The sequence below is a fragment of the Lactivibrio alcoholicus genome, assembly GCF_055390895.1.
This window is the reverse complement of sequence record NZ_AP042471.1, coordinates 1192463-1214107: the sequence shown is the minus strand read 5'-3', so window position 1 is coordinate 1214107 and position 21645 is coordinate 1192463. Positions and strand designations below refer to the sequence as shown.

General features: G+C 60.7%; 23 protein-coding genes. 13 read left to right on the top strand and 10 right to left on the bottom strand.

Going from position 1 to position 21645, the window contains the following annotated elements; genetic code table 11:
- Positions 1–95 precede the first annotated feature (95 nt).
- A complete protein-coding gene (locus tag ACZ5IU_RS05780; RefSeq protein WP_464421243.1) occupies positions 96–602 on the top strand; it encodes a PPC domain-containing DNA-binding protein in 507 nt (168 codons plus the stop codon).
- A gap of 16 nt (positions 603–618) precedes the next feature.
- On the opposite strand, the gene ACZ5IU_RS05775 is transcribed toward ACZ5IU_RS05780, so the two are convergent.
- The 3 genes from ACZ5IU_RS05775 to ACZ5IU_RS05765 are packed head-to-tail and all read right to left on the bottom strand — an operon-like array spanning position 619 to position 3596.
- Positions 619–2019, bottom strand: coding sequence for an ATP-binding protein (locus tag ACZ5IU_RS05775; protein WP_464421242.1), 1401 nt, complete (start codon positions 2017–2019; stop codon positions 619–621).
- Positions 2016–2741: a response regulator gene (locus tag ACZ5IU_RS05770; protein ID WP_464421241.1), complete on the bottom strand. Its 726-nt coding sequence runs from the start codon at positions 2739–2741 to the stop codon at positions 2016–2018. The genes ACZ5IU_RS05775 and ACZ5IU_RS05770 overlap by 4 nt, the downstream gene beginning before the upstream one ends.
- Positions 2742–2777: 36 nt before the next feature.
- Positions 2778–3596: a potassium channel family protein gene (locus ACZ5IU_RS05765; RefSeq protein WP_464421240.1), complete on the bottom strand. Its 819-nt coding sequence runs from the start codon at positions 3594–3596 to the stop codon at positions 2778–2780.
- A gap of 237 nt (positions 3597–3833) precedes the next feature.
- On the opposite strand from ACZ5IU_RS05765, the gene ACZ5IU_RS05760 reads away from it, so the two are divergent.
- Positions 3834–4991: a pyridoxal phosphate-dependent aminotransferase gene (locus ACZ5IU_RS05760; protein WP_464421239.1), complete on the top strand. Its 1158-nt coding sequence runs from the start codon at positions 3834–3836 to the stop codon at positions 4989–4991.
- Positions 4992–5049: 58 nt separating this feature from the next.
- Here ACZ5IU_RS05760 and ACZ5IU_RS05755 read toward each other — a convergent pair whose 3' ends face one another.
- A complete protein-coding gene (locus ACZ5IU_RS05755; RefSeq protein ID WP_464421238.1) occupies positions 5050–5577 on the bottom strand; it encodes a GNAT family N-acetyltransferase in 528 nt (175 codons plus the stop codon).
- Positions 5578–5861: 284 nt separating this feature from the next.
- Here ACZ5IU_RS05755 and ACZ5IU_RS05750 point away from each other — a divergent pair, with 284 nt between their 5' ends.
- The 6 genes from ACZ5IU_RS05750 to ACZ5IU_RS05725 are packed head-to-tail and all read left to right on the top strand — an operon-like array spanning position 5862 to position 12206.
- A complete protein-coding gene (locus ACZ5IU_RS05750; protein WP_464421237.1) occupies positions 5862–6818 on the top strand; it encodes a sugar-binding transcriptional regulator in 957 nt (318 codons plus the stop codon).
- 34 nt (positions 6819–6852) lie between these two features.
- Entirely contained in the window at positions 6853–7896 is a 1044-nt protein-coding gene (locus ACZ5IU_RS05745) for a threonine aldolase family protein (RefSeq protein ID WP_464421236.1), read from the top strand.
- Between the two features lie 57 nt (positions 7897–7953).
- Positions 7954–8982: a Bug family tripartite tricarboxylate transporter substrate binding protein gene (locus tag ACZ5IU_RS05740; protein ID WP_464421235.1), complete on the top strand. Its 1029-nt coding sequence runs from the start codon at positions 7954–7956 to the stop codon at positions 8980–8982.
- A 22-nt stretch (positions 8983–9004) separates the two neighbouring features.
- Entirely contained in the window at positions 9005–9487 is a 483-nt protein-coding gene (locus tag ACZ5IU_RS05735; RefSeq protein ID WP_464421234.1) for a tripartite tricarboxylate transporter TctB family protein, read from the top strand.
- Between the two features lie 27 nt (positions 9488–9514).
- Positions 9515–11017 carry a tripartite tricarboxylate transporter permease gene (locus tag ACZ5IU_RS05730; protein ID WP_464421233.1) on the top strand — a complete coding sequence of 501 codons (1503 nt, stop codon included), beginning with the start codon at positions 9515–9517 and terminating at the stop codon, positions 11015–11017.
- 7 nt (positions 11018–11024) lie between these two features.
- The gene (locus ACZ5IU_RS05725; RefSeq protein WP_464421232.1) at positions 11025–12206 is read left to right on the top strand and encodes a M24 family metallopeptidase; all 1182 of its coding nucleotides are present in this window, start codon (positions 11025–11027) and stop codon (positions 12204–12206) included.
- A gap of 238 nt (positions 12207–12444) precedes the next feature.
- Here ACZ5IU_RS05725 and ACZ5IU_RS05720 read toward each other — a convergent pair whose 3' ends face one another.
- From ACZ5IU_RS05720 to ACZ5IU_RS05710, 3 genes are all read right to left on the bottom strand, one after another.
- Complete coding sequence (locus ACZ5IU_RS05720; protein WP_464421231.1) at positions 12445–12678, bottom strand: hypothetical protein; 234 nt, start codon at positions 12676–12678, stop codon at positions 12445–12447.
- A 157-nt stretch (positions 12679–12835) separates the two neighbouring features.
- Positions 12836–13354 carry a GNAT family N-acetyltransferase gene (locus tag ACZ5IU_RS05715; RefSeq protein WP_464421230.1) on the bottom strand — a complete coding sequence of 173 codons (519 nt, stop codon included), beginning with the start codon at positions 13352–13354 and terminating at the stop codon, positions 12836–12838.
- Between the two features lie 55 nt (positions 13355–13409).
- Positions 13410–13559, bottom strand: a complete 150-nt coding sequence (locus ACZ5IU_RS05710) for a GntR family transcriptional regulator (protein WP_464421229.1) — start codon at positions 13557–13559, stop codon at positions 13410–13412.
- 632 nt (positions 13560–14191) lie between these two features.
- Here ACZ5IU_RS05710 and ACZ5IU_RS05705 point away from each other — a divergent pair.
- The 3 genes from ACZ5IU_RS05705 (at position 14192) to ACZ5IU_RS05695 (ending at position 17365) form a co-directional block, all read left to right on the top strand.
- Positions 14192–14650 carry an Lrp/AsnC family transcriptional regulator gene (locus ACZ5IU_RS05705; RefSeq protein WP_464421228.1) on the top strand — a complete coding sequence of 153 codons (459 nt, stop codon included), beginning with the start codon at positions 14192–14194 and terminating at the stop codon, positions 14648–14650.
- A 13-nt stretch (positions 14651–14663) separates the two neighbouring features.
- Positions 14664–15293 carry a LysE/ArgO family amino acid transporter gene (locus tag ACZ5IU_RS05700; protein ID WP_464421227.1) on the top strand — a complete coding sequence of 210 codons (630 nt, stop codon included), beginning with the start codon at positions 14664–14666 and terminating at the stop codon, positions 15291–15293.
- Between the two features lie 62 nt (positions 15294–15355).
- Complete coding sequence (locus tag ACZ5IU_RS05695) at positions 15356–17365, top strand: DUF3089 domain-containing protein (RefSeq protein WP_464421226.1); 2010 nt, start codon at positions 15356–15358, stop codon at positions 17363–17365.
- Positions 17366–17455: 90 nt separating this feature from the next.
- Here the strand turns inward: ACZ5IU_RS05695 and ACZ5IU_RS05690 are convergent, their stop codons facing one another.
- The 3 genes from ACZ5IU_RS05690 to ACZ5IU_RS05680 all read right to left on the bottom strand — a co-directional run bounded on the left by ACZ5IU_RS05690 (position 17456) and on the right by ACZ5IU_RS05680 (position 18906).
- Entirely contained in the window at positions 17456–18040 is a 585-nt protein-coding gene (locus tag ACZ5IU_RS05690; protein WP_464421225.1) for a hypothetical protein, read from the bottom strand.
- 173 nt (positions 18041–18213) lie between these two features.
- Positions 18214–18366 (bottom strand): hypothetical protein, encoded by a 153-nt coding sequence (locus ACZ5IU_RS05685; RefSeq protein ID WP_464421224.1) that lies wholly within the window; start codon positions 18364–18366, stop codon positions 18214–18216.
- A gap of 72 nt (positions 18367–18438) precedes the next feature.
- On the bottom strand, positions 18439–18906 hold the full coding sequence (locus ACZ5IU_RS05680) for a hypothetical protein (protein WP_464421223.1): 468 nt from the start codon (positions 18904–18906) through the stop codon (positions 18439–18441).
- 200 nt (positions 18907–19106) lie between these two features.
- Here ACZ5IU_RS05680 and ACZ5IU_RS05675 point away from each other — a divergent pair, with 200 nt between their 5' ends.
- Both ACZ5IU_RS05675 and ACZ5IU_RS05670 read left to right on the top strand, forming a co-directional pair.
- The gene (locus ACZ5IU_RS05675; RefSeq protein WP_464421222.1) at positions 19107–20408 is read left to right on the top strand and encodes a TolC family protein; all 1302 of its coding nucleotides are present in this window, start codon (positions 19107–19109) and stop codon (positions 20406–20408) included.
- Positions 20405–21643 carry an efflux RND transporter periplasmic adaptor subunit gene (locus ACZ5IU_RS05670; protein ID WP_464421221.1) on the top strand — a complete coding sequence of 413 codons (1239 nt, stop codon included), beginning with the start codon at positions 20405–20407 and terminating at the stop codon, positions 21641–21643. The genes ACZ5IU_RS05675 and ACZ5IU_RS05670 overlap by 4 nt, the downstream gene beginning before the upstream one ends.
- Positions 21644–21645 lie beyond the last annotated feature (2 nt).

Below are 21645 nucleotides of genomic sequence, written 5' to 3'. Positions count from 1 at the left end.
TAGTATCTTCAAAAAAAGCTCGTTACGCCCGTATGAAGAAACTCCGGCAAATACCCCTGCTGCGTCATATCCCGAATCACGAAGGAGGAAGAACCATGTCCGAATTTCCGGTTCGAGTATCGTCCGTAGAGGCGCGGAGACGTTCCGTCGTCGCCCGTATCTGGCCACGGACGGAACTTTTCGAAGGGTTGCTCCGGATCTGCGAGGAACATGACGTCAGGGCCGGGTGCATCACGACGATGCTCGGAAGCCTGCTGCGCACCCGGTTCGTCTACCCGGTCCCGTTCCCGGGCGCGAGGATGGGGGCGAAGTACGTCGACCCCGTCGGGATCGAAGGGCCGATCGAGCTCCTGGGCGGGAGCGGCTTCATCGGGACGATGGCCGACGACGGCCGCACCGTCGTCCACCTTCACTGCGTGATGTCCGATCCGTCGATGCGCGTCATAGGCGGACATCTCCTCGAGACCGGGAACCCCGTTATGAGTACGGTCGAGATAATGATCGAGGCGTTCGACGACGTATCGATCACACGCGCGTTCGACCCAGAGACGGATTTTTCGCTGTTCTCCATCGGCCGGGCCGGAGACGCCCCCCGCGGCTGACGGCAATCCGGCCGCATCAGGGGGACGCTTTCGCCGTCCCCGGCAGGACGATCTCGACGATGAGCCCGCCGCCCGGCGCGTTCGCCGCAGAGATCGTTCCGCCGTGCAGTTCGACGGCCCGGTGAGCGATCGCGAGCCCGATTCCGGTTCCGCCCGAGTCGCGCGTCCGCGAGGATTCCGTCCTGTAGAAGGGCTCGAAGATCTTGCTCAGCTCCCCTTCCGGAACACCCGGACCGTGATCCAGAACGCGGAGCGCGACGCCACGCCCGGGGTCCGACACGATCGTGACCTCGACGGCCGTTCCGGGCGACGTGTAGCGCAGCGCGTTCCGCAGGACGTTCTCCACGGCGCCCCGGAGGATCCCCTCCTTCATCGGAATGGCCCAGCCGCGTCCCTCGGAACGAAAGAGTATCCCCTTGCCCGTAGGCCGGGCCTCGAACCGCGCGTCCTCGACGACCCGACCGACGAGAAGTTCGAAATCGCCCGGTTCGGGCGCGACGTGTCCCATCTCGACGTCGACGCGCGAAAGCGACAGCAGCTGCCCGATCATGTCGTTCAGGAGAACCGCCTCGGATTCGATACGGGCAAGCGATTCGCCGGCGCCGGGGGCCTTTTTCCGGGCGAGTTCGAGCGCGACGCCGAGGCGCGCGAGCGGCGTGCGCAGCTCGTGGGAAATATCCCGTATCAGTCGTTTCTGGGCGTCCAGAAGCTCGCGGATGTACCGAGCGGATTCGTCGAGGGTACGGGCGAGTTCGCCGACTTCGTCGGTCCGGCGGAGGACCTTTTCGTCGATGCCGACGTCGGACTTTCCGTCGGCAAGTCTCCGGGTTGCCGCGGTCAGTCGCGTGAGCGGTCCGCTGATGTGGCGCGCGAGCGCGAGGCAGAGCAGCAGCGTTGTCGCGAAGACTCCTGCGAGGTAGATCGCGAAAGGGACGCGTTTTTCGGCGATCACCCGCAGCACGGGGGGAGGGCGGCGAAACGCCCCGACGACGACGTACTCACGGCCCGACGACGACTTCATGCGCTCCACGACATTCGTAAAACTGCCGCGAGTCTCGAAATCCCGCCCGTCGGCCAACATTTCGAATGCATTCCGGCCTATTCTGCGCACGAACTCCGGCGACTCGTCCTCGAGGACGGACCGTCCGTCCGGGTGAAAGAAGAACATCGCGAATCCCGTCTCGCGACGGATCGCGCGGACCGCGGCGCCGAGCGCCTCGACGCCCTCCTTCTCGAGGATGCCCAGGCATTCGCGGCCGCGAAGCGCGAGCGCCTTCGAGAGAACCTCCTCCTGCCCCGTCAGAATGATTCCCTGCCGGGACATCACCATCGTCAATCCGAAGCTGACGACGACGGACATGAGAATGGTCGCGAGGAACCAGAGAAAGACCTTCGCGAACAGCGACGAACGCCTCATCCGCCCTTCGCCTCCTCCGGCGGGAAGGCGAGAATGTAGCCCACGCCGCGCACCGTCTTGATCCGGTCCGACCCGTCGGGGTAGGGGCCGATCTTGTGGCGGAGGTTGCTGATATGGACATCGAGACTTCGGTCGAACGGCGTGAAGGGGCGCTTGAATACCTGCTGCATCAGTCTCTCGCGCGAGCAGGTCGTTCCGGGTTCCTGCATGAGCGCCTCGAGGAGATCGTACTCCATCGTCGTCAGGTCCGTGCGGCGGCCGTCGACGCTGACGAAGCGGGCGGACGGGTCGAGGCGGAGACCTCCGACAGTCAGGGCCGTCTCGTGCGATCCCTGCGCCTCGTCCGCATCCGCCGCGGCGGGGCGGCCGCGCCGCAGGATCGCGCGCATCCGGGCCGAGAGTTCGCGCGGGTTGAACGGCTTCGGCAGATAGTCGTCCGCGCCGAGCTCCAGTCCGACGATCCGGTCGACGTCGTCGCCCCGGGCCGTGAGCATGAGCACGGGGACGTCGGACGTCCGCCTGAGTTCCCGGAGGACGTCGAGTCCGCTCTTTCCGGGGAGCATCACGTCGAGGACGATGAGCGAGAAGTCGCCCCCCGAAGCCTTCGGAACGGCGCTCTCTCCGTCGTGGACGACCGCGACGTCGAATCCCTCCGTCCCGAGATACTCCGCGAGGAGATCGCAGAGTCCATGGTCGTCATCGACAAGCAAGACCCGATCCACAGGGCATCCCTCCCTTGCCCTCTATTGTACCGCTCCCTATCGCTTTGCCCCGGCGTTCGCCCCGTCCGCGCCGGATTTCAGACTCACGAGGACCGTGCAAATGTCCCTGACCTCATCTGAGGAAAGATTTTCGAAGTTTCCGAGCTTTCTTATCGCGAGGGCGACGAACTCGTTGCGGGACATCTCCGGAGCGTCGTCGTCCGCCTCCGGACAGACGAGAAACGACGCGATAGTGCCGGTCAGCGTGCTGATGAAGCCGATTCCGACGAGCATCAGGCACACCGCGACGATGCGTCCCCCGCCCGAAACCGGCGCGATATCCCCGTAGCCGACCGTCGTGGCAGTCACGAAGGCCCACCAGAGCGAATCGTTGAAGCCCATGTTCTCGAAGTGACCGACCGCGACGGCGCCGAGGAGGATCGTCGAGGTCGTGAAGAAGAGGATGTAGTGGAAGTTGTGCCGACGGAAGAACCGGTCGATGTACCTGTGGGTTCGCCCGAATGAGACGAAGAGCCGCAGGAGCCGGACCGCCTGGAACGCCCGCGCGGACCTGAAGATCGTGAAGATCCGTAAGGCCCTGAGTCCCTTGAACAGGGCGTTGAACGGAATGATCGCGACGAGCTCGACGATATGCGTCCGGACGTACGCACGCCGGTCGCGGGCCCGGTAGAGGAACACGAAGTAATCCGCGACGAAAACGGTCCAGATCGCGAGGTCCGCCGCATCGATCATGGAGTCCTGCGCTTCCGTCAGATCGAGACGGTCCTGGACGACGAGAAGCACGACACAGAGAATCGCGAGGAGCACGAGGATACACTCGTAGACCGTCCGCAGCGTCCCTTTTCCGGAATCCATCGCGCACCACGCCCCGATCCTCCCAAAGATGGCGGGAGACGCGCCCCGCCTCCCGGCCCCGGTTCGTATGATACACCACGAACGCGCCTTGGACGCCCGGCGCGACGCCATTCCGAAAAACGGCTTGCGCTCCTCCGCACGCTGTGCGATACTGCTTCGCTAAAGCGGCGCGGGAATCCTCCCCGTTTCGGGATGGCGTGCGCCGCCCCCCGGAACCTTTCAGAAGGAGTGGATGTCATGAAAATTGCGGAAAAGTACCGAAAGGCCGCGCCGTCGAAGATCCAGAAGATCTTCCAGGTCGCCGCGGCGAACCCGGATATCGTGTCGCTCGGCATCGGGGAACCGGATTTCGACACCGAACACGACATCATCGACGAGGCCGCGCGCGCCGCGAAGGCCGGATACACGCACTATCCCCCGATCCAGGGGTACGAGGACGTCCGACAGTCCGTATGCAACTACTGGGGCCGGCGCTACGGCCTGAAATCGACCCCCGACGAGGTTCTCGTCATGGCGGGCGGCGTCCAGTCGCTCCACCTCGCGCTCCAGGCGCTTCTCGAGCCCGGCGGCGAGGTCATCACCCCGGAACCGTGCTTTCCGCCCTACTTCGACCAGATCGCGCAGCACGACGGCGTCGCCGTCCACCTGCCGACGACCGGGGAGGACGGTTTCATCCCGACGCCCGAGGCGATCGAGCGCGCCGTGACGCCGAGGACTCGTGCGCTGCTCCTCTGCTCGCCGAGCAACCCGACGGGCCGCGTCATGACCCGCGCGCAGATGGAGGGCATCGCGGCCGTCGCAGAACGACACGATCTCGTCGTCCTCTCCGACGAGATCTACGATGCCCTCGTCTTCCGCGGGAAACACGTTCCGTTCGCGAGCCTGCCGGGAATGAAGGCGCGAACCCTCACGATGAGCGGACTGTCAAAGAGCCACTGCATGACGGGATGGCGGCTCGGCTACGCGATCGGCCCCGCGGAGCTGATCCGGACCATGTGCCTCATCGCTGCGAACCAGACCTACGGCGTCTGCGCGCCCTCGCAGCGCGCGATGCTCTACGCGCTCGACAGGCACGACGGAAAGATCGCCGAGCGCCTCGCCGCGTTCCGGGAGCGGCTCACCTACGTCGCCGGCCGTCTCAACGCAATGCCGGGCGTCAGCTGCGCGGAGCCCGAGGGGGCGTTCTACCTCTTCCCGAGCGTCAGGGGGACCGGAATGACGAGCGACGCGTTCGCGTGGGAGCTGCTCGAGAAGGGGCGCGTCGCGACGCTCCCCGGATCGGCGTTCGGCGCGTGCGGCGAGGGCTACCTCCGCCTGGCCTGCACGTGCTCGATGGAGAAGCTCGGAGTCGCGATGGACCGCATGGCCAGCTACGTCGAAGGCCTGCGCGCGTAACACGCACGACGGCGAAGGGGCCGGGAGACATCTCCCGGCCCCTTCTTTTTTCTCGTGTTTACTTCGGATCGGGGCGGTAGCGGTACGACGGATGTTCGAGCCCCGTCGGCGGATAGAAGACATCGCCGACGTAGGTGAACCCGAGCTTCTCGACGAGGATCGTCCGCGACGCGACGTTCCTCGGGTTGTGCCCCGCGAAGAGCCCCTTCGCGCCGAGCGCGTCGAACGCGTATTTGATGACGGCGAGCGCCGCCTCGACCGCGTACCCCTGTCCCCACATCGCGCGCCGCAGGTGGAACCCCAACTCGTAGACGCCGTTCGGCAGGTCGTGGGGCCGAAGGCCGCAGCACCCGGCATGGCGGCCGGTCGAGAGCTCGAAGATCGGCCAGTACTGCACGCCGTAGACCTCTCCGTTGCGGATCTCCGTCGCGAGACGGTCGCGAACCTCCTGGTCCGTGAACGCGCCGCTCGCGCAGATGAGCTTCGTTACCTCCGGGTCGCCCCACAGGCCGAACGCGAGCTCCATATCGTTCGCGGTCCACTTCGAAAACCCGAGACGCTCCGTCTTCAGGAAATACTCCCTCATCGCGCGACACCTCCGTGTAAGACCACTATATCATTATCCCCGGCAGACTGGTTGCTCTGACCTGTGTAAACGACGCTACGATTTATTATTAAATATGCATTTATTCTCCACTTCTTCATGACATTATTCCTGTCCAGCCACAATGATCCAATTTTCTTCTTGACATTTCTCGAGAACAAGCGGTAAGCTCCTTCCATGCAATGAGAAAAATCACATGATATGAAATTTGTTACATCGTTCTGATTCTCCGCCTCAAATCATCGCTCCCTAACGAGGTGAATTCTGTGAGTGTGAAAGACGAACAACTTCTTGCCTGGATTTCGGAGGAGTTTTATTGCAAAGGGATCAGCCAGGTCGATCTCGCAAAGAAACTGCGTACCTCGAAAGCAACTGTCAGCAGACTGATTCAGAAGGCCGTGGCGGAAGGAATCGTTCGTTTCGAGATTACCGTTCCACGACAAAACAACGTTCAGCTTGAAAAAGAACTCGAAGAGGTTTTTGGCATCAGCCGTGCGGTCGTCATCAACACAAACCTGTTGGACGAGCAGGACAAAATGGACCACGTCGGCAGGATCGGCGCGGAATTTCTGCCGACTTTCCTCAACGACGGCGATATCGTGGGGCTTTCGGGAGGGCGAAGCGTGAATTCTCTCGTGAAGCACCTTGCACAGGAAGACTGTACAAAACAGATTGAAATCACGCAACTCTCCGGCGTGTATTCCGAACAGGCGCCCCAGAACAGCTCGCTCTACGCGGCGGAACACATGGCCCGAAAATTCGGCAGCAAATGGCATCCGCTGCTTCTTCCCGCCGTCATGGGTTCCGTTCACTCCAGAGACGTTCTCATCAACGACCCTGCCTTTAAAAAATCGTTCGGCATCTTCGAAAAAATCAACGTAGCCGTCCTCGGCGTCGGTTCACTCCTGGGCGACGTCCCGGATTCCGACCTCTATAGAACCGGGTACCTCGAAGAAGACGAACTCCAGAAACTGAAAAAGCAGGGAGCTGTCGGCGTCATTTTGTCCAATTTCATCGATGCAGACGGCAACCCTGTCCCATCAAGCCTGAAGGAACGCATCATTTCCATGAGTCTCGATCAGCTTAAGGCAGTTCCCTTCTCGATAGGCGTCGCCAATGGTCCGGGGAAAGTCCTTCCGGTTCGGGCCGCTCTCAAGGGCGGCTATTACAAGAGCATCATCACCGATTCCGAGACTGCCGCGTCTCTTCTGGAAAACAAATAGCATCACGGGCAAAAACCACAGGGAGGCATCATTTATGATCGATTTGCGAAGCGACACACTGACAAAACCATCACTAGTCATGCGAACCGCCATGGCGAACGCCGATGTGGGAGATGACGGGCGCGTCGATTCCAATAATCGGGGGGAAGATCCCACAGTCAACAGGCTGCTCGATCGAGCCATGACCACACTCGGCAAAGAAGCCGCACTCTTTCTTCCAAGCGGAACCATGGGGAATCTCTCCGCCATGATGGCGCACTGCGAACTGGGCGAATCCGCAGCCGTTGCTGACTGTCTGCATATCCTTCGTAGCGAAAGGGGCGTGTTCAATACTCGCCCGGGCGGCATCCGGGCCATGAGATACGCGACGGACAGCTACGGAACTCCCGATCTGAGATCTCTTCGTTCTTTGCTCGAAAAACGAGCGGTCCACGTCGTATGTGTCGAAAATACCAACAACTTCTGCGGCGGCACGTGTATCAGCCTGGCGGATATGCGCGCGACGCACGACGTGTGCCGTGAATTCAACACGCCGCTCCATCTCGATGGTGCACGCATTTTCAACGCGGCTGCCGCGCTCGGCACGACCGCGGATAAAATCGCGGCTCACGCGGACTCGGTTATGTTCTGTGTTTCCAAGGGACTCGGCGCTCCCGTCGGCTCATTGTTATGCGGAAAACCGGACTTTATCAGGAAGGCGCGCGATATGGCGAAGCTTCTGGGCGGAATCATGCGCCAGTCCGGTGTCATCGCCGCCGCGGCGCTTGTCTCTCTGGACGGCGCATACGAACACGCCGTCCGCGATAACCGCAGTGCAAAACTGCTCGGCGCAAGCATCGTACAGGCACATGGAAAACTTCGAGTCGATCCGGCATCGGTACAGTCGAATATGGTGAAGGTCTTCGTGAACGAGACGGGAAAGAATGCGAAAGAGGTTATAGCGGACCTCAGGAATCTCGGCGTCCGGGTCGGCAACGTGGATGACGAGTCGTTCCGTCTGGTTCTTCACTGCGACGTCACCGACGAGGAGGTGACGCGCGCCGCCGAAATCATTGCGAGGTATTCTGCGTCGCTGTAAGCGCCGGGCTCTATCGCCGGAAACACGAAACACCACTTTATGAGGAGGGATTGCACGATGAGAGCACGAATTGGACGTACCCGTTTCGCAGGCGTCGCGTTTTGGGGAATTGCCGCGCTCCTGCTCTTTCCGTTTGTTTCAGTCGCAGACGACAGCTATCCCGTCAAGCCGCTCCGCGTTGTCGTCGGCTATGCGCCGGGAGGTGGAAGCGACCGAACGACGCGGACGCTGCAGAAGTTTCTCGAGAAAGAATTCGGCAAGGACATCGTCGTCGAGAACATGGCCGGCGCGGGCGGTCTGATCGCGCAGGCGGCCTTGGCGCGCGAAAAGCCGGAGGGGTACATGACGACGAACGTCAACTACCCGGCTTTCGCGTACGGCCTCATCATGCAGAAAACCCCCTTTACCTTCGATACGTTCACGCCCATGTGGATCGAAGTATGCGATCCGGTCATTCTGGTCGTCAAAAAAGACTCCAAATGGAACACTCTCGCGGATTTTATCGAAGCCGTCAAAAGCGAACCCGGCAAGTACGCCGTCAGCGTCGCCGGATTGGGCGGGCAGCACGCAAATGCGCTTTGGCTCAAAAAACAACTGAAGCTCGATTTCAAAATCGTCACGTATAACAGCGGCGGGGAATCGGCATCCGCGCTGCTCGGCGGACACGTAAACGCCACTTTCGGAGACGCGGTCTCCCGAGCGGATATGCGAAGCGAACTGAAGTGCCTCGGGGTCGTTTCCGACAAAAGTAACCCGATATGGCCCGAGGGCAAACCTTTCTTCGAACAACTGAAGGCATATAACCTGACGCTGCCCGTCGAAAACTTCCAGGCTCGCTACGGAATCTACTGGGTCCAGACCGAATTCAGGAAGAGGTATCCCGATCGGTACAAAAAGCTTGTCGACGCTTTTGTGCGAGCAACCTCCAGTCCCGAGTACAAGGCTCTGGCGGAAAAGAGCGGCATTGCTCCAAGTCTTGTGAATCAGGAAGGAACCGGGATGTCCGGAGTCAACTATGGAGCGGTGTTTGCAAAGGAATTCGAAGTCATTCGAACTGAAATCGTACCCCTCTTCAACGCAAAATAGCCCGTTCGACAAGGAGGAGACGATGTTTTCTTTTCGGATGGGTAGAAAAAACATTTCCGTCAATCCACAGATTTTTCTTTTACTACTCGTATGGGGATTTACGTTCGCGTATTATTCCCAAACGAAGGACCTCTCTTTCGAGGCGCTGCTCTTTCCCCGATTTCTCTTCTTGGGAATTCTTGTCTCAGGAGTTGCCATCCTTCGCAAAAGCGTAACAATTACACCCCTTGTACAACCGCATGCCGTGTACGAGGAAATAAACGACTGCTCGACTCTTCCTCCTCCGAAGGTCGTGTTTTTCACAGTCGGAACGGCCGTCTGCATTTTTCTCTTCGTTAAAACCATTGCCGTCCTTTCGGTCGTTCCTTCAACATGTCTCCTGTTGTACATCACGGGGGTCAGAAAGCTCAAGATCTACCTCACGGTACCCGTCAGCCTCGCTCTGTTTATCTATTTCTTTTTCGAAAAATGGCTGATGGTCAGCCTGCCCCATGCTTTTTTGTGATTTTCGGGAGAGGAAGCGCTCAACACGATGCACGATACACTGAGTCTTTTCACTGAAGGATGCAAAACGATTTTCGCGCTCGAACCTATCTTCTGGATTATTCTGGGGACGGCTCTCGGCTTGCTTGTAGGGGCCATCCCCGGTTTTACCTCGTCCATGGCTACGGGGCTCCTTCTGCCCGTTACATTCGCCATGGACAGCCTGACGGCGCTGATATTTCTCATCTCCGTGTACATATCCGCCATATACGGAGGTTCCATCACAGCCATCCTTCTGAATACGCCTGGGACTCCGGAATCCTCCGCTACGAGCTTCGACGGATACGAGATGACGCAGAAGGGCATGGGGTGCGAAGCGATGGGAATAGCCTTCTGTTCTTCAGCCATCGGCGGATTGATCAGTTATACCGTCATGTTTTTCGTCATGAAACCGCTCGCCGATTTCGCACTTCGATTCGGTCCCCCGGAAATGTTTCTGATCGCAATGATGGGAATTTCCGTCCTGGCGGCGCTTTCGACCGAATCTCCCGCGAAAACGCTGCTAGCAGGCTTCTTCGGTCTGTTGCTCGGCACGATGGGAATTATTCCGACAGGAGAATGGCGCGCAACGTTCGGCTGTCTCTTCCTTGCGGACGGAATTCAGGTCGTTCCCGCGATTATCGGCTTCTTCGCCTTCTCGGAGATCCTTTCGATGGTAAGTCGCGAGAACGTCATCAAGACGGGAGAAAGAGTTCAGTACAGCATCAAACGAATCTTCGCAGGTATGCCGATGGCCTTGAAATACCCAGTCACCATTCTGCGATCGTCGATCATCGGAATCATTATCGGGGCCATCCCTGCAGCCGGAGCTTCCGTTGCGGCGTTCGTCGGCTACGGCGAAGCGAAACGGGCTTCGAAGGATCCCGAGTCTTTCGGCAGGGGAAATCCCGAAGGAGTCGCCGCTCCCGAGGCCGCGAACAACGCATCCACCGGCGGCGCCCTGATTACGACGCTTGCGCTCGGCATTCCGGGGAGTTCAACATGTGCGGTGTTGCTCGGCGCGATGATGATTCAGGGGCTTCGTCCCGGACCGCAGATACTCCGGGAGCAACTGCCACTTGTCTATGCAATTATCGCAGCGGCAATATTATCGCAGGCGATCATGATTTTCATGTCCGTCTACTTGGGGTACTCCTTCACGTTTCTGCTCAGAATTTCCACCAAAATATTGGCCCCGATGCTCATTTTCTTCTGTATCGTCGGATCTTTCGCCGTTCGCAACGCCGCATTCGATGTCTGGCTCATGTTTGCATTCGGAATTCTGGGTTGGTTCATGAAACGGTTCGACTATTCGTTGCCTGCGGTTGTTCTTGGAATTGTTCTTGGCGGTATCGCCGATAATGAGCTGATACGAACGTACGCTCTCTTCGGGAATTCGACTCTACTAGCTTTCATCCAGCGTCCGCTCTCGCTTGTCATCCTGGCTTTCATCGTCCTGGGATTGGTCCACCGCTTCATCCGGAAAAAACCAATACTTACCGAGGAGGCATAACCGTACAATGACCGTAGATTTTTCAAAATGGAAAGAGGCTCCTTCGTTTTATGCAGGAGACCCTCTGCATCTCGCAAAACAGGAAAAGATCCAGAAGGCTATAGAGCGAAACGGACTTGAAGCGTTTCTTCTGACAAAATCCGAAGCTGTCCGCTATGCGACCGATTTCTACGTCAAAGGGTATCGCCCTTTCATGGAGCCGGAGTATTTTACCGTCATTCCGAAGGGGAAAAAACCGGTAGTCGGTCACAGTTCCGGAAGCGATAACTACCGGATCCGTATCAAGTCCGATATCGAAGATCACCGTAAAGTCTCCGGCATCGCGAAATGGGGCAAGGAGATCGTCGCTATTTTCAAGGATTACGGGATCACGAGCGGACGCGTGGGAACGGATTTTCTTCCCTTCAATGTTCGTGACGATATTCAGAAAGAGCTTCCACAAATCGACTTTGTCGATATTTCAGAAATCTGGGTGGAACTGACTGTCATTAAACATCCCGTCGAGGTCGAAATCCTCCGGGGTGCCGTAGAAATCGCCGAGATGGGCATAGCCGCGACAATCGAGGCTGCAAAACCCGGAATGAGGGAGTATGAGCTGGCGGCCGTCGGAGAATACGTCATGAAGATGAACGGCAGCGAAATGACCCCTTTCGTGACGAATATCGCGTCCGGTTACAATGCCTCGATTTTCGAACGTATCGCCACGGAAAAGCGCGTTCGCTACGGTGAGATGCTCATCATCGATATGGGGTGTATGTACAAGGGCTATACAGGAGACCTTGGCCGGACGATTTGTATCGGCGGAAAGCCGACGAAGGAGCAGAAACGAATCTACCAGGTCGACTTCAAGGCATTGAATGCCGCGATCGATGCCGTCAAACCAGGTGTCACGTGCGGCGAGATCGATGCCATCGCGCGGGCTGTCATCCGCGAAGAGGGTTTTGAGAAGTACGAACACAAGTTTCAGACCGGGCACCAGGTTGGTTATGGCCTGCATGGGGAACCAGGGATCAACAGAGGTGTTGACTATGTGCTCAAACCTGGAATGGTCTTTTGTCTGGAACCGCGAGTCACCGTTTTCGACAATCCCGATATTGGCGGAGCACATATCGAGGATACTGTTCTCGTCACCGAAACCGGGCATGAGAAGCTCAGCAAGCTGGCCTACTGCGAGGAACTCTTGAGCTAAAATTCTGAATCACGACACGCCGTTGTGGCCGAGTAAGTCGTTACTATCATTCAATCTATTTCATATCATGTTTAATTTTTTTAAGCTACTAAAAATCAGTTTCAATGAAAAAACTAGAATCTTGCTATAAGAGCTATTTTAGCAACGAGTCGCCAGTTATAACCCTAACTTTGTGTATTCTCAAACAGAGATGAAAGAAGAAGAGGAGGAGCCCGACAAAAGCGCTCCTCCTTCGCTTTCAGATCCTCTCTGTTTCGCTCGTGCCAGCCTGCCTCCGTTTTTTCCGCACGACCGCGAATTCCGCCAGGGCCGCGGCCCCGACGAGAAAAAACACCGCCCGGAGCCCGATCGCGTCGCCGAGCGCGGAAAGCGCGGGAGGCACGAGAAAGTATCCGAGCCCCCATGAAACGTAGAAAACGGCGGAGGCCGATCTCTTCATCGCCGCCGGGACCGCGTCGCTGAGGGCCATCATCGCGGAGACGCACGGCGTTCCACGCCCGAACGAGCGGGGAATCAGCGTCTACAGGCTTTCAGGAGGAGGCGGACAGAAGAAAGCGAGGCATCGGTTCTTCTCCTTTACGGATGAGATATGCGTCCGCGTGGTGCTGCGCAAAGCGAACGAATGGCGTTCACTCCAGAACCTTCGCGTACAGATACTGATCCAGAATCCGTCCGTCCTTGATCACGTTGCGGCGCATACGCCCCTCGAGCGTGAATCCCGCCTTTTCGAGCACGCGGCATGACGCGGCGTTGCCCTCGTACGGTTCGGCGTAGATCCGCACGAGACCGAACGCCCCGAACGCGAAGTCCGAAAAGGCGCGGGCAGTTTCGGTCATGATTCCTTGTCCCCAATAGGGTTCGGCGAGCCAGTAGCCCATCTCTGCGGTCAGGCGATGGACGTCGGCGTTGCGGGTGATTCCGATGCCGCCGATGGCCTCGTCGGACGTAGCGACCGCGAAGAAGGTCACGGGGTTCTGCCGCGCGACGATTCCGAGAAAGGCGTTCGCATCGGCGGTCGTGTACGGGTACGGAAAGGCGTCGCGCATGCGCTGCGAGACGTTGCGGTTGTCCGCGTACTTCACGAGAGCGGGAACGTCGCCCATGCTCCACGAGCGGATCGACCCGTACGAGGTTGCGATCGGCATCATCGGTGGTTCGTCACCTCCGGAACGTGTTTTCCGGAATTGTACCACCGGACGGAGCTCAGGGAATCGCCATGGTTCCGGCGAGACCGCAGTTCTCGAGCTGCGAATACGCCTGGACGACCGTATTGGCGCTCACGCGCAACTGTTGCGCCAGGCTCCGGATCGACGGGATGCGGTCCCCGGGACGATATGTCCCGTTCCCGATCATGTTCCGGATCGTGTCGGCGACGTCCTCATACAGAAGGACGTATCGGTCGGAATTTTCTCGTTCGTCCCCATGATTCCCGAATTATAGCGTTGCGAAGGGATGGATACAGCGACGGTTGCACGTCGTTTCGACGGGTGCAGTTCGCTTCCGCGCCCATCTGCACCCGTTACCCGAATGTGCGGCTACTCCTGTTTTCGTCTTTCGTCCGCCGGTATAGTTCGTCTGCCGCAGCGAAGGGCGGCGATCAGACAAACGGGAGACGGGGACTTTCGGTTCGTCTGCATCGTCCCGTCGCGGGGAGACCCGGGCCGGTAAGGGGCTGCGCAGACAAGTGCCGTCTGCTGAAGCGCACGCGGCGAAAGGAGCGGCCGCCCGGAGTGACCGTCCGAGCCTTCGCTCCGGGCGCTCCGAAAGAAGGCGGAACTTTTCTCCGGGGAACACCGGCCCCTTTCCATTCGCGCTGAAGAGGAGCGTTCCTGACCGCCTTTCCCGGAAATGTCTTCTCTTGACGGCTCTGCGGAATCGCCGACTCGGATTGGCTTTCAAGCGCATGTTGGAAATAAAGACCCCTTGATTGTCTTTGATTCGTATTATAAAATCACATATAACTTTTGAATCGGAGGTTTTTGGCGATGGACGCGATCGATGTCACGATTCTGCGGCGTCTCATGGAGCGCGCGCGGACGACCTGGGCGGAACTCGGCTCCCTTCTGGGGCTGTCGGCTCCCGCGGCTGCGGACAGGGTCCGGAAGCTCGAGGAAGCGGGCGTGATCCGCGGCTACGCGGCGATCGTCGACCCCGACGCGGCGGGGTGCGGTCTCGGGGCGTTCATCTCCGTCACGCTCGAACGCTCCGACGACCGGGGGGCGTTCCTCGACACGGTCCGCTCGCTGCCGGAGATCCTCGAATGCCATCACGTCGCCGGGGCGGAGGACTACATCCTCAAGGTCCGCTGCGCCGACACGCGCGGACTCGAACGCCTCATCAGCGACGGGCTCAAGTCCGTCCCGGGCGTTCGGACCCGCACCGCCGTGATCCTGTCGACGGCCAGGGAGACGCACATCCTCCCGGTGCGCGTCTCCGTACGGTAGGGGGAGCGCCGCGGTGGATCCGGCGCTGCTCCTCAAGGGACTCGTGATGGGCTTCTCGATCGCCGCTCCGGTCGGGCCGATCGGCGTGTTGTGCATCCGGCGGACGCTCGGGAGCGGCATCCTTCACGGCGTCGTCTCCGGGCTCGGAACGGCGTCGGCCGACGCGATCTACGGCTGCGTCGCCGCGTTCGGGGTCACGGCCGTCTCGGATTTCCTGCTGGGGTCGCAGTTCCAGCTGCGGCTCGTCGGAGGGTTGTTCCTGCTGTATCTTGGGGTCGCGACTTTCCGCTCCGTCCCGGCGCGCGAGGCCGCGAAGGCGGGGGAGGGGCGGACCGGCGGCCTCGCGGGCGCGTATGCGTCGGCCTTCTTTCTGACGCTGACGAACCCGATTACGATCGTCTCGTTCGCGGCGGTCTTCGCGGGGCTCGGCCTCGGGGCAGCGCCCGAGGGGCGCGCTTCGGCCGCGCTTCTCGTCTTCGGCGTGTTCGCGGGCTCGATGCTCTGGTGGCTTCTCCTGAGCGGCTCGGTCCACCTGCTGCGGTCGCGGTTCGACCATACGCGGCTCGTCTGGGTCAACCGGCTCTCGGGGCTCGTCATCGCCGCCTTCGGCGTCGCGAGCATAGCGACTCTGGCGCCGTTCTGAGTGATCCGGCGGACGATCTTCGCGAGGCGACGCGACGTCGCGCGGGCAGGAGAACGTCTATAATGAAACGCACGCACGCACGCGCCGACAGCGCCGGAAGCGGGCGAATCCTTCCTGTGGAGATGAGAGCCATGAAGCGAACGCACCGGATCGGAATCGCCCTCTGCGCCTGCATTCTCGCGTTCTTCCCGCCCGTGGGCGCGGACGGCTGCTCCGAGGTCTTTCTCAAACGCGACGCCGTTCTCGTATCGGCCCGGAATTTCGATTTTTTCCGCGGAAACGGAGCCGTGCGCTTCAATCCGGCCGGAATGCGGCGGAAGGCCCAATACGCACCGACCGGCCGCCGTCCGCTCGAATGGACGAGCGCATACGCCTCCGTTGCCTTCGACACGATCCTGCAACGGACGACCTCGCCCGCGGACGGGATCGTCTATGCGGGCGTCGACGGCGTCAACCGGGCCGGGCTCAAAGTCGGCACCTACTACCTCGAAACGTCCGAATTCCCGCAGGCGGGGCCCGAAACGACGATCGACATCTGCTCGCTCCAGCAGTACCTCCTGGATGCGTGCGGCGGCGTCGAAGCAGCGCTGGCGGACCTCGGCTCCGGGCGCTACAGTGTGACGCCCACGCCGGTTTCGGAGTTCGAGATCAAACTCCACCTGTACCTTCACGACGCGACGGGCGCGTCCGCGATCGTCGAATTCGTCGGAGGCGCGATGAAGGTGACCCGCGATCCGAAGATCCCCGTCCTCACCAACACGGAGTACGACGAATCAATCGCGTCGCTCGCGCGATACGCGGAGTTCGGCGGTTCGCTTCCGGTTCCGGGGGGACGCGAGTCGATCGACCGCTTCGTCCGGGGCGCGTACTACCGGAGCCACATGCCCGTCCCGGACGATCCGGCGCAGGCCGTCGCCTTCGGTTTCGCCGCGGCGCAGGTTCTCTCCGTTCCGCCGGAGTTCCCGAACGGGAATACGTTCTGGACGATCGTCACGGACGTCGCGGGAAGGCGGATCTTCTTCCGCACGTTGGACAACCCGGCGGTCGCCCGGATCTCGCTCGACGAACTCGCAAAGTCCGCGAAGGTTTCGAGCGAGATCGACCTGCTTCGAACGGACCTTTCCGGCGACATCGGCGCGCTGTTCGACCTCGCCGCCGCCTTCAACCCCGCCGCGATTCCTCCCGCGCCGGACTACGCCCGCGCGTCCGACTGGGCGTCCCTGCCGCCGGAAGCGGACCGCACGAAATCCGCGGACGTCTTCTTCGTCCACCCGACGGCGTTTTTCTTCCCGAACGCATGGAACGAATGCCTCGAATCGAACCGGCAGAACCCTTTGGTCGACGCGGACCTCGCGAAGACGGCCGGCGTCTTCGCATTGACCTGCAATATCTTCGCTCCGAGATATCGCGAAGCGAACATCAAGGTGCTCTCGGCCTCCGAACAGGACAAGTCCCGTGCGCTCGGCGTCGCCTATTCGGACGTCGAAAAGGCCTTCGACTACTACATGGAGCATTTCAATGCGGGGCGTCCCTTCATCCTCGCGGGACACAGCCAGGGATCGAACCTCCTGCTCTGGCTGCTTCAGCGCCGTTTCGGAGACCCGAAGCTCCGCGAACGGCTCGTGGCGAGCTACATCATCGGATGGTCCGTCACGCCGGACGACCTCGAAAAATATCCGCAGCTCGTCATGAGCGATTCGCCGACGCGGACCGGGTGCATCATCAGCTACAACACGCAGGCCGTCAGTCCGGACATTTCCATCGCCATCCCCGGAGCGGTCGGGGTCAACCCGCTGACCATGGATACGACGGGCGAGGCCGCCCCGAAGGAACGCAACCTCGGCGCCGTGTTCTTCATCGACGGAAAACGGATCGAAGTTCCGCAGTTCACGGGGGCGCAGACGGTCGACGGCGCGCTGATCGTCCCGCGGCCGGACCGCACCGACCTGGTGCGCGGCGCGGCAAGCGGTTTCTATCATCCCTACGACTACTCCTTCTTCTTCCGGAACCTCGAACGGAACGTAGCGGACCGCGTGGCCGCGTTCCTGAAGGAGCATCCGGGAACGAAATAGCCCCCGACCGTTTCGGGACGAAAAAAAGGCCGCTCCTCATACGGGAGCGGCCTTCGTCATGACCGTGCGGATTGCGCGGGAGGACGGCCCTTACGCTGCGGCGCCTCCCTCGGGCGGGATCTGCCCGCTCTTGGGGTGTTTCGACATGTGGCACGTGAAGAGCATGGCCCCGATCATCGAGGCGTTGTCGAGGATCTCGAGGAGCACGTGGCTCACATGCGGCTCGTAGATGCGGATCTCCGCCGACGCGAGCCCCAGGAGGAAGTAGACGCCCCAGACGGCCGTGATGACGTAGTTCTTCCGCAGGAACCTCGGGTTCGTCCAGAATTCCTGCGGCACGCACTGCTTCGCGTAATCGATCGTGAAGGGACGTTTGAACAGCATGGATCCCCACGCCATGACGTTCATGTTTAACTGGGACAGCATTCCGAGATGGCCGATGACCCACATGTTGGACATCAGGACGACCGCGACGAAGCAGAACGAGAAGAAGAAGATCGTCCCCCAGAAGATGAAGCCGCGCACCTTGCTCCGGAGCGACTGGTACAGGCTGATCGCGAACGCGATGACGAGCGCGATTTTCAGCATCGTCAGCGGATTGCCGAACGGAAGAACCGACACGATCTTGAGAACGAGCCACGGAGCGAAGGAAATCATCATCGAAAGCATACTCACGCCGAACACCCCCACGGGAATTCCGACCGGCGTCCGGGAACCGAAAGCCGCCGTCGATCGTTGCGGAAAAAACAGCGAACAATCAGGTGACGATATGCTACCATGCCTTCGTCCAAAAGCCAGAGTCCCGGGAACCGCGCGCGCAAAACCAGTCGCGAATCGCCGCGAGAAGTTCATCGGGCCGGAAGCGGTTTTCGGGCAACGAGGATGTAACTCAGGGGGACGCCCGCGTTCGCGGCCTCGACGCGGGCGTGTCCGGCGGAGACGTCGGTCGCGTCCTCGCGAAACAGCTCGATCGCCAGTCCGCTTTCGATAAGGCCGGTCACGATGTCCGAAATCGTGTGGACGAACCAGTACTGCGTTGCGCCGCCCTCGTACTCCGCGCGGCCGGGCCGTATTTACGCCTTCAACATTCCAAGCAACTCCGCGAGTTTCGCGACGCCCTTTTCCGCCGCGTGCTGGCTGATCAGCCCCTCCTTGGCGAACCCGGTGATGTGCACGCCGCAGCGCCCCTCGTCTGCGTCGCCGATCTCCACGCACAGGACGACCGGGCTCATGTTCATGAGCCCCGCGCGGATCACGCCCGTCACGCGCATGGACCCCTCTTCCGCTTCCTCGGCGAGACGGCCGTTCTTCGCGAACCACGCGTAGAGCTTGAGAAGAAGGTCCTTCGGCTCGGTTTTCAGGCGCATCTCCCGCTCCGCGACGTCCGTTTTCGACATCTTCGCCCCGAGCTTGGCTCCGAAGCCCGTCGCCGTTTTCGAAAAGGGTATCTTCGTTCCGGAGAGGTTCATTCCGGTCTTCATCACCTGTCCCAGTTCCTCGATCAGAAGGCGATCGACGAGTCTCTCCCGGTCTTCCGGCATCTTCGGATCCACTCCTCGCGTGATGGGGTTCTCTTTCGCGTCAAGTATACCCCGCTATTCCGGGATACGAAGAAGTGCAAAGGCGCGATTGCGTTTTCTTATGGAATCGGAAGAATCCCGAAGAGCGTCTTAAGGCTGGAGGGCTAGAATTGATCATGACATCTGGGAGACATTCCCGCGCGAAAGCGAGGTATTTCGAAATGAAAAAAACGCTCGTATTTCTCGTCTCGATCCTTTTCGCAACGACATCCCTTCCTGCGTCCGTTTCCGCAACGGCTCAGGAAGCCGGACCGACGCTCGACGAGTGTCTGGCGCTCGCGCTCGAACATCATCCGGACATGGCGACGGCGACCACGAAGGTCCGGCGCGCCGTGAGCCAGACGAAGGAAGCCGCGGCCGACCTGCGACCGTCTCTCGCCGCCGCCGCGTCGGTCTCGACGAACGACGGTTCCACGAAGGAAAGCTACGGAGGCGGAGTCGGCCTGAGCCACACGATCTCCGACGGCGGACTTCGGGAACTCGCGCTGAAGAAGGCTGGGGTCTCGGTGACGGCCTCGGAGCGGGACGCGGTGCGCACGCGCCAGACGCTGCTCTTCGGCGTGAAGGAGGCCTTCTTCTCGCTGCTGCGGTATTACGAGGACGTCTCCGTGGCGCAGGAGACCGTGACGCTCTACGAAGCGCAGCTCGCACAGGCCAGGGCCTTCTACGATGCGGGGAAGACGAAGCGTTCCGACGTGACGACCGCCGAAGTGAACCTGAGCCAGGCGAAACAGGATCTGACGAAGGCCAGAGGATCGCTCGCTACGGCATGGGCGACGCTCGAAAACGCCGTCGGAACTCCGTTGCCCCGCGCGGGCAAGCGGCCGCAGATCCCCTCGTCCGGTGTCCCGGCGACTCCGGCCGAGGAGGAAGCACTGAAGGAAGCCATGTCGCTCCGGCCCGACTACCAGGCGCAGGAAGCCCGGATCACGGCGGCCGGAATGGCCGTCTCCCACGCTGCGAAGGGCATGAATCCGACGCTGTCGATCAGCGGAGGGTACGACTTTTCCGACGGACACACGGGCTGGTCGGGGCAGTGGAGCGCCGCCATGAAGCTCTCGATTCCCGTGAGCGACGGAGGAGCGACCGCGGCGAAGACAGAAACGGCCCGGGCCGATCTCGACCTCGAGAAGCAGTCCCTCGAGAGCATCCGGCAGACGATTCTTCTCGAAGTCCGCACGGCGCTTTCCAATCTTGCGACCGCCGGGGAACAGGTCGCGACGGCGCGCGAGGGGTTGCGGCAGGCGAAGGAGAACATGGATCTCGCGGTGGGGCGGTACGGCGTCGGCGTCGGGACGAGCCTCGAGGTTTCCGACGCGGGGGACAAGTACAACAAGGCCAGAAAGGCCGTCGTTCAGGCGGATTTCGATCTCCAGATCGCCCGCGCGACGCTGGAGAAAGTTCTGGGGCGCGACGTGAAGGTTTCCGCAGCGACCGGCAGGGAAGGAAGGGATTTCAAATGAGGAAGACGTTACGGCGGCTGTTCGTCGGGTGTCTGGGAATCGCGCTCCTGGCCGGCGGATACATCTTCTACGCCGGTTCGAAGAGCAACGGCGACTCGGCGGCCTACACGACCGAACCTGTCGTCCGGGGGAACATCACGAGGGTCGTCTCCGCGACCGGCAAGATCCAGGCCGTCAACACGGTCGAGGTTGGAAGCCAGGTTTCCGGTACGATCAGGAAAATCTACGTCGACTACAATTCGTCCGTGAAAAAGGGGCAGCTCATCGCCGAGATCGACGCGAGCGTTCTCATGGCGAAGGTGAAGGAGTCCGAGGCGAACCTGAGTTCCATGAAGGCGTCCTGGGCGGAGTCAGCCGCAACGCTGAAGGAAGCCCGCCGCGAGTACGACCGTCAGAAGAACCTGTACGCGAAGAACTTCATCGCGAGGAGCGACCTCGAATCGGCTGAAACATCCTCCGCCACGGCTTCGGCGCAGCTTGCGGCCGCGAAGGCCAAGCTCGACGCGGCGCAGGCGACGCTCGAACAGAACCGAACGAATCTCGCCTACGCGCAGATCTATTCGCCCGTGAACGGAACGGTCGTCGGAAAGAACGTCAGCGAAGGGCAGACCGTTGCGTCGAGCTACCAGACCCCGACCCTTTTCACGATCGCCGAGGATCTGACCAAAATGCAGGTGGAAGCGGCCGTCGATGAGGCGGACATCGGGTATGTGAAGGAGGGGATGCCCGTCGGGTTCACGGTTGACACCTACCCGGAGGACACGTTCAAAGGGATCGTCCGGCAGGTCCGCCTGATGGCGACGACGACCGAGAACGTGGTGACCTACACGGTCATCATCTCCGCCGAAAACCCGAATCTGCGCCTGTACCCCGGGATGACGGCCAACGTCACGATCGAGACGGCGTCCGCCAAAAATGTCCTCAAGGTTTCGAACGCCGCGCTGCGCTTCAAATTCGCCGGATCGAACGGCGCGAAGAACGGAAACGGCTCGGGTTCGGGCTCAGGAAAAGCTGCGCAGGGCAAGGGAAGCGCCCGCCAGGTCGTCTGGGTCCTGCCGGAAAACAAGGACGCGGGAAGTATCCCGATGCGCGTTCCGGTCAGCGTCGGCCTGACCGATGGAAGCTGGACGGCGGTCTCGGGCGATCTCGCGGAAGGGGATCTCGTGGTGACCGGAAGCCGTTCGGACAGCGGCGGAACGGCTTCCCGCGCGAATATGCCTCCGAGGATGTTCTGACG

Coding starts and splice junctions, on each gene's coding strand:
- ACZ5IU_RS05730 (WP_464421233.1), top strand. CDS start 9,515: ATGCACGATACACTGAGTCTTTTCACTGAAGGATGCAAAACGATTTTC.
- ACZ5IU_RS05715 (WP_464421230.1), bottom strand. CDS start 13,354: ATGATGCCGATCGCAACCTCGTACGGGTCGATCCGCTCGTGGAGCATG.
- ACZ5IU_RS05740 (WP_464421235.1), top strand. CDS start 7,954: ATGAGAGCACGAATTGGACGTACCCGTTTCGCAGGCGTCGCGTTTTGG.
- ACZ5IU_RS05735 (WP_464421234.1), top strand. CDS start 9,005: ATGTTTTCTTTTCGGATGGGTAGAAAAAACATTTCCGTCAATCCACAG.
- ACZ5IU_RS05755 (WP_464421238.1), bottom strand. CDS start 5,577: ATGAGGGAGTATTTCCTGAAGACGGAGCGTCTCGGGTTTTCGAAGTGG.
- ACZ5IU_RS05680 (WP_464421223.1), bottom strand. CDS start 18,906: ATGCCGGAAGACCGGGAGAGACTCGTCGATCGCCTTCTGATCGAGGAA.
- ACZ5IU_RS05745 (WP_464421236.1), top strand. CDS start 6,853: ATGATCGATTTGCGAAGCGACACACTGACAAAACCATCACTAGTCATG.
- ACZ5IU_RS05760 (WP_464421239.1), top strand. CDS start 3,834: ATGAAAATTGCGGAAAAGTACCGAAAGGCCGCGCCGTCGAAGATCCAG.
- ACZ5IU_RS05710 (WP_464421229.1), bottom strand. CDS start 13,559: ATGATCGGGAACGGGACATATCGTCCCGGGGACCGCATCCCGTCGATC.
- ACZ5IU_RS05675 (WP_464421222.1), top strand. CDS start 19,107: ATGAAAAAAACGCTCGTATTTCTCGTCTCGATCCTTTTCGCAACGACA.
- ACZ5IU_RS05725 (WP_464421232.1), top strand. CDS start 11,025: ATGACCGTAGATTTTTCAAAATGGAAAGAGGCTCCTTCGTTTTATGCA.
- ACZ5IU_RS05705 (WP_464421228.1), top strand. CDS start 14,192: ATGGACGCGATCGATGTCACGATTCTGCGGCGTCTCATGGAGCGCGCG.
- ACZ5IU_RS05695 (WP_464421226.1), top strand. CDS start 15,356: ATGAAACGCACGCACGCACGCGCCGACAGCGCCGGAAGCGGGCGAATC.
- ACZ5IU_RS05670 (WP_464421221.1), top strand. CDS start 20,405: ATGAGGAAGACGTTACGGCGGCTGTTCGTCGGGTGTCTGGGAATCGCG.
- ACZ5IU_RS05780 (WP_464421243.1), top strand. CDS start 96: ATGTCCGAATTTCCGGTTCGAGTATCGTCCGTAGAGGCGCGGAGACGT.
- ACZ5IU_RS05775 (WP_464421242.1), bottom strand. CDS start 2,019: ATGAGGCGTTCGTCGCTGTTCGCGAAGGTCTTTCTCTGGTTCCTCGCG.
- ACZ5IU_RS05720 (WP_464421231.1), bottom strand. CDS start 12,678: ATGATGGCCCTCAGCGACGCGGTCCCGGCGGCGATGAAGAGATCGGCC.
- ACZ5IU_RS05765 (WP_464421240.1), bottom strand. CDS start 3,596: ATGGATTCCGGAAAAGGGACGCTGCGGACGGTCTACGAGTGTATCCTC.